This window comes from Nocardioides sp., assembly GCF_034670285.1.
Classification (GTDB): Bacteria; Actinomycetota; Actinomycetes; order Propionibacteriales; family Nocardioidaceae; genus Nocardioides.
This window is the reverse complement of the sequence record NZ_JAXMNS010000247.1, coordinates 1-5,725: the sequence shown is the minus strand read 5'-3', so window position 1 is coordinate 5,725 and position 5,725 is coordinate 1. Positions and strand designations below refer to the sequence as shown.

General features: G+C 69.8%; 9 protein-coding genes. 3 read left to right on the top strand and 6 right to left on the bottom strand.

Going from position 1 to position 5,725, the window contains the following annotated elements; all coding sequences use genetic code 11:
- The 6 genes from VOI19_RS12815 to clpS form a co-directional block, all read right to left on the bottom strand.
- Positions 1–419, bottom strand: a 419-nt coding sequence (locus tag VOI19_RS12815) for a PLP-dependent cysteine synthase family protein (protein ID WP_323793350.1), incomplete at its 3' end; no start/stop codon positions are given.
- Between the two features lie 16 nt (positions 420–435).
- Positions 436–1,017: a nuclease gene (locus VOI19_RS12810; RefSeq protein ID WP_323793349.1), complete on the bottom strand. Its 582-nt coding sequence runs from the start codon at positions 1,015–1,017 to the stop codon at positions 436–438.
- 34 nt (positions 1,018–1,051) lie between these two features.
- Complete coding sequence (locus VOI19_RS12805; protein WP_323793348.1) at positions 1,052–1,324, bottom strand: MoaD/ThiS family protein; 273 nt, start codon at positions 1,322–1,324, stop codon at positions 1,052–1,054.
- Between the two features lie 87 nt (positions 1,325–1,411).
- Positions 1,412–1,846 (bottom strand): M67 family metallopeptidase, encoded by a 435-nt coding sequence (locus VOI19_RS12800; protein ID WP_323793347.1) that lies wholly within the window; start codon positions 1,844–1,846, stop codon positions 1,412–1,414.
- 73 nt (positions 1,847–1,919) lie between these two features.
- Positions 1,920–2,504: a DUF2017 domain-containing protein gene (locus VOI19_RS12795; RefSeq protein ID WP_323793346.1), complete on the bottom strand. Its 585-nt coding sequence runs from the start codon at positions 2,502–2,504 to the stop codon at positions 1,920–1,922.
- A gap of 6 nt (positions 2,505–2,510) precedes the next feature.
- Positions 2,511–2,816 carry an ATP-dependent Clp protease adapter ClpS gene (gene clpS, locus VOI19_RS12790; protein ID WP_416366378.1) on the bottom strand — a complete coding sequence of 102 codons (306 nt, stop codon included), beginning with the start codon at positions 2,814–2,816 and terminating at the stop codon, positions 2,511–2,513.
- A 27-nt stretch (positions 2,817–2,843) separates the two neighbouring features.
- Between clpS and VOI19_RS12785 the strand changes: the two genes are divergently transcribed.
- From VOI19_RS12785 to VOI19_RS12775, 3 genes are all read left to right on the top strand, one after another.
- On the top strand, positions 2,844–3,668 hold the full coding sequence (locus VOI19_RS12785) for an enoyl-CoA hydratase-related protein (protein ID WP_323793344.1): 825 nt from the start codon (positions 2,844–2,846) through the stop codon (positions 3,666–3,668).
- 107 nt (positions 3,669–3,775) lie between these two features.
- Positions 3,776–4,321, top strand: a complete 546-nt coding sequence (locus VOI19_RS12780) for a helix-turn-helix domain-containing protein (protein WP_323793343.1) — start codon at positions 3,776–3,778, stop codon at positions 4,319–4,321.
- Positions 4,318–5,583: an MFS transporter gene (locus tag VOI19_RS12775; protein WP_323793342.1), complete on the top strand. Its 1,266-nt coding sequence runs from the start codon at positions 4,318–4,320 to the stop codon at positions 5,581–5,583. The genes VOI19_RS12780 and VOI19_RS12775 overlap by 4 nt, the downstream gene beginning before the upstream one ends.
- The last annotated feature ends 142 nt before the right edge of the window (positions 5,584–5,725 follow it).

Sequence of the window (5,725 nt, the reverse complement as noted above, 5' to 3'; positions counted from 1 at the left end):
ATCACCCAGTCGGGGTGCTCCTCGGCGACCTGCTTGGCGACGCGGACGGCCTCGTTCGAGCCACCGGCAGCCGGCGAGGAGATGATCTCGGCGCCCCACATGCGCAGCAGCTGGCGACGCTCGGAGGAGGTGTTCTCCGGCATGACGCACACGATCCGGTAGCCCTTGAGCTTGGCGGCCATGGCCAGGGAGATGCCGGTGTTGCCCGACGTCGGCTCGAGGATCGTGCAGCCGGGACGCAGCGTGCCGTCCTTCTCCGCCTCCTCGATCATCTTCAGCGCCGGGCGGTCCTTGATGGAGCCCGTCGGGTTGCGGTCCTCGAGCTTGGCCCACAGTCGTACGTCGGCGCTCGGCGAGAGCCGCGGCAGCCCCACGAGCGGGGTGTTGCCGACGGAGGCGAGCAGGTTGTCGTACCGCATGTGGGGCAGTCCCTTCTCAGCGGAGGAAGTAGGTGGGGTCGAAGTCGTCGAGCGAGATGATCCGCACGCGCGGCAGCTCGGCGTTGAACGCGCGGACGTCGTACTCGAGGTCGAACAGCTCGAGGCCGTCGTCGACGAGGTCGGCGAGGTGGGTGCTGGTGAACTCGCGAAAACCGATCAGGCCGACACGGCGCTCGAGCTGCTCGGGGCGCTCGCCGTCGAGCAGCGCGCGCATCCCGGCCGCGAAGTCGGCGTCGTGGCTGGCCAGGACGACGTCGGCGTCCTCACGCTCCAGCAGCGCCGCGAGGGTGCGCTGGATACCGATGTCGACGACCTTCTCGTCGACGCCGCCGGAGAGCGGCACCGGCCGGTAGTCCATCGCCAGCAGCGCCTGAACGAACGACGTGGGGATCGTGCCGCTGCTCGCGTTGAGGAAGAACAGGCCGGTGACCGGCTGACCCCAGGCGGCCTCGACGTGAGCGGTGACCCGCTCCCAGCGCGGCCGCTCCTCGGGGTGCGGGCGTCGGCCGAGCACCGAGCCACCGAGAGTGGCGTCGATGTTCTCGCCGTCGACGAGGACGAAGGTGCGACGTTCCATCAGTGCTCGGTCCTCTCCGACGACGGGGAGTCGCTCATCCCCCGGCGACGGCGGGGAGGACGACGATCTGGTCGCCGCCCTTGAGCTCGGCCTCGAGGCCGCCGATGAAGCGGACGTCCTCGTCGTTGACGTAGATGTTGATGAAACGGCGCAGGTCGCCGTTGTCGATGAGGCGCTCCTTGATGCCGGGGTGGTTGCCCTCAAGGTCGTCGATGACAGCGCTGAGCGTGCCGCCCGTGGCGTCAACGGCCTTCTCGCCGCCGGTGTAGGTGCGCAGGATGGTGGGGATCCGGACCTCGATGGCCATGTGGGTGGTGCTCCTCAGCTGTCTGGGGTGGGTTCTGGGTGGTGCTGGTGGGGCTTGCGCCCGGTGAGGGCGTCGATCAGGGATCGATCAGGGGGTGGGGAGCGTCGCGACCACGGCGACCTCTTCCTCGGTCACCTCGCCGTCGACGATCCTGTAAGACCTGAACTCCACAGGGCCGTCGTTATTCCCGTGCTCGCGCGTGCTGACGAGCACGTAGTGGGCCCCGGGCTCGCTCGCCAGGCCGATGTCGGTGACGCTCGGGTAGGCCTCGGTGGCGGTGTGGGAGTGGTAGATCACGACGGGCTCCTCGTCGTTGTCCCACATCTTCTTGTAGAGGTCGAGCAGCTCGGTGGAGTCGAACTCGTAGAACGTCGGGCTGCCGGCCGCGTTGACCATCTCGACGAGTCGGACCGGTCGGTCCGAGCCCTCGGGGCCCGAGACGATGCCGCACGCCTCGTCGGGGTGGTCGCGCTTGGCGTGCGCGACGATGCCGTCGTAGGTGGTCTGGTCGATGGTGAGCACGGGCCCAGCCTAGAGCCCGGGCATCACCCGATCGTCGGTGCGCCAGCCTTCGGGAAGTGCCGCGGACGTGCGCTCAGCGCGACAGCGCCTCGACCAGGGTCTCCTGGAGGTAGCCGACCCAGTCGTAGATGTCGTGGGCCTGCGCGCGTGGGTCGTCGTCGGGGAGGTTGAACCAGTACTCGTCGTCGCCGTCCTCGATCCCCAACCGGGTGGCCAGGGCGAGCCGGATGTCGGTGAAGGAGCGCATCCAGGTGCGCGCGGCGTCCGGGTCGAGCTCGACGTCGATCATCAGGCCGTCCTCGTCGAGCTGGGTCGGCAGCCCGGCGTCCTCGAGGGTGTCGATGATCAGGCTCGCGGCAGCAGCCTTGCCGTCACGCAGTGAGCCCTCGGTGAAACGGCGGAACTCCGAGGCCGCCTCGTCGTCGTTGCGGTAGGCGGTGGGGAAGAGCCGCGCCAGCACCGGGTCCTCCGGCTCGGAGGTCGGACCGGAGAAGTCCATCATCGCCTCGAACGGGTCACGGCCGTCGTCGGGCTCGGCTGCCTCGTTGCGCAGCAGCTCGACGAGCTGGCCCGCCAGGGAGCGCAGGAGGTCGGCCTCGAAGCCGGTGAACGTCGCGATGACGCGACCGCTGCGGCGGTGGCGTTGGAAGGCACTCACGTGGGACTACTCCGACTTCTGCAGGGTGGCCCAGAGGCCGTACTCGTGCATCGCCTGCACGTCGCGCTCCATGGCCTCGCGGGTGCCGGTGCTGACGACCGACTTGCCGTCCTCGTGCACCTCCATCATCAGCTTCTCTGCCTTGCGCTTGGAGTAGCCGAAGTGCTGCTGGAAGACATAGCTGACGTATGACATCAGGTTGACCGGGTCATTCCAGACGATGGTCACCCACGGGGTGGCCAGGACGGTGATCTGGTCGGGATCCAGGGTCGTGTCGAGCCCGGAATCGACCTCAGGACTAGCAGTGGACACAGTGCCCATGGTGGCACACTCACGGCCATGTCCTCACCTGTAGAAGCCGTCGGTCCCGCCACCAGCGACGTGCTCGTGGAGGTGGACGGAGCGGTGCTGCGGCTCACCATGAACCGGCCCGGCAGCTTCAACGCCATGTCGCCCGCGATGAACCTCGCGCTGACGGCGGAGATCCGCGGTGCTGCGGTCCGCGACGACGTACGACTCGTGGTGCTGACCGGTGCCGGGGACGCCTTCTGCGCCGGCGCCGACATCTCCACCGACGACTCCGGGGTCGACGCGATCGAGCGGTTCGACGTCCGGGCGATGGATGCGGCCAACGCCCTGGTCCGCGCGATCGTCGAGTGCCCCAAGCCAGTGCTGGCGGCCGTCAACGGCATCGCGGCCGGCGTCGGCTGCTCGGTCGCGCTGGCCGCCGACATCATCGTGGCGCGCGACTCCGCCACCTTCCTGCTCGCCTTTGCCCGGATCGGCTTCATGCCCGACGGCGGGTCGTCGGCCACCGTCGCAGCAGCCATCGGCCGGGCGCGGGCCATGCGGATGGCGCTCCTGGCCGAGCCGCTCTCGGCGCAGGAGGCCTACGACGCCGGGCTGGTCACCCACCTCGCGCCCGCGGCGTCGCACGACGACCTGGTCGCCACGTTGTCGCGCCGTCTGGTGGCCGGGGCACCGCTGGCCCAGACCGCCACCAAACGCGCGATCAACGCCGCCACCCTCACCGGCCCCTGGGGTCTCGACCCTGCCCTCGAGCGCGAGCGCACCGGCCAGACGGTCCTGATGCGCACCGCCGACGCCGGCGAGGGCATGCGCGCCTTCGCCGAGGGCCGGCGCCCGGTGTTCCGCGGCGAGTAGGCGACCCGCGGCGGCATGTAGCACGCGACAACCCCCCAAGAAGTGCTTGACGGTCGCCCGGCTGACGGCACACACTGACTGTCCAACAACTCTTGGAGGGTCGTGCGGTGAACGAGGAGGAGACCGGGGCCGCGGTGAGCGCGATGCGAGCCGTTGCCCACCCGCTGCGGCTGCAGATGCTGTCGCTGCTGACCGGAGCCGAGCTGAGCGCCGCCGAGGTGGCCCGTGAGCTCGACCTGACCCACGCCAACGCCAGCTACCACTTGCGCGTGCTGCTCGAGGCCGACGAGATCGTCGTGGCCGGCGAGGAGAAGATCCGCGGCGGCGTCGCCAAGCGTTACCGCTATCCCCACGAACGGGCCGGACTCAACCCGCGAGCGACGAGCCCCAGCACCGCCGACGACCAGGTCTTCTACGCTCGCGCGCTCGGCCTGGAGATCGAACGACGCCTGCAGCACCGCGCGCCGGGGCCGGGCCCGCACAGCGACCTCGAGGGCTGGGTGCCGCCAGAGGTCTGGGAGCAGGCCAACGCCCTGCTGATGGAGGCCGCGATGCTGGTGCACGAGGCCAACCAGGCCCCGCGATCCCCCGGGACGATCCACGTCAGCCAGACCCTCTGGGCCTTCCCGATGACCCAGCAGGAGCCCCGGTGACCTGGGCCGAGTCGCTCGCCCCGCTGCGCGAGCGCAACTTCCGTTTCTACTACGCCTCGCGGGTGGTCAACCTGCTCGGCAACTCGATGGCGTCGGTGGCCCTGGCCTTCGCGGTGCTGAAGATCACCGACGACGACCCCGCCGCGCTCGGCTACGTGCTCGCGGCGCACACCATCCCGATGGTGCTGCTGCTCCTGTGGGGAGGCGTGCTCGCCGACCGGTTCCCCCGCAACGTCGTCATCCAGGTCTCCAACATCGCCTCGGCGATCAGCCAGGGCTTCATCGCCGCCCTGGTCATCACCGGGATCGCCGAGCTGTGGATGCTCATCGCCCTCAGCGCCGTCCACGGCGTGGTGTCGGCGATCAGCTTCCCCGCGATGGCGAGCATCCTGCCGCAGCTGGTGCCCCGCACCGAGCTGCAGCGCGCCAACGCCCTGATGTCGCTGGCCCGTTCGGCGCTGATGATCCTCGGCCCCACGCTGAGCGCGCTGCTCGTCGTCGGCTTCGGCCCCGGCTGGGCGCTGGCCGTCGACGCCTCGATGTGGCTGCTCTCCGCGGCGCTCCTCGGCTTCGTCGTCCTCCCCCGCCGAGCCCCCAAGGAGGAGGAGTCCAGCACGATCGACGAGCTGCGCGAGGGCTGGACCTACTTCCGACAGACCACGTGGCTGTGGGTCGTCGTGCTCGGCTTCGGCGTGCTCAACGCGATCCACTCCGGGGCGTGGTTCACCCTCGGCCCCGCTCGCGCCAAGGAGACGATCGGCGAGCAGGGATGGGGGCTCGTGCTCTCGGCCGAGGCCATCGGGCTCCTGCTGATGACCGTGATCATGCTGCGGGTGCCGCTGCAGCGGCCCCTGCTCTACGGCATGCTCGGCATCTCGCTCCTCGGCGTCCCGATCCTGCTCCTCGGCTCCCACCCGCACCTGGCGATCCTGATGATCGCCACGTTCGTCGCCGGCGCCGGCACCGAGGTGTTCGCGATGGGGTGGAACCTCGCCATGCAGGAGCACGTGCCCGACGAGATGCTCTCGCGCGCCTACTCCTACGACGCGCTCGGCTCGTTCGTCGCGATCCCGGTCGGGCAGATCGCCTTCGGCCCCCTCGCCGCGGCGTACGGCTTCACCGACGTGCTGGTCATCAGCGGCATCGCCTACTTCGTGATCTGCCTGATGGTGCTGATGTCGGCGTCCGTACGGCGACTGCCGCGACTGGCCGACGCGGCTGCACCTGGGTCGCTCAGCACCACTTCTCCACCAGCGCCCTGATGACGCTCAGGTTGCGGTTGGTGGCGACGCCGAGGTGTCGCTCCACGACCGCGTTGCTGATCGTGGCCTCGCGATAGGCCTCCCCGAGCAGCAGGTGCACGGCCCGTCCCGAGACGATCGCGCGCTCGCCCTCGGTCGAGCG

What these genes read in the sequence shown, in the direction of transcription:
- VOI19_RS12785 (WP_323793344.1), top strand. Translation starts at nt 2,844, where the DNA reads ATGTCCTCACCTGTAGAAGCCGTCGGTCCCGCCACCAGCGACGTGCTC.
- VOI19_RS12805 (WP_323793348.1), bottom strand. Translation starts at nt 1,324, where the DNA reads ATGGCCATCGAGGTCCGGATCCCCACCATCCTGCGCACCTACACCGGC.
- VOI19_RS12810 (WP_323793349.1), bottom strand. Translation starts at nt 1,017, where the DNA reads ATGGAACGTCGCACCTTCGTCCTCGTCGACGGCGAGAACATCGACGCC.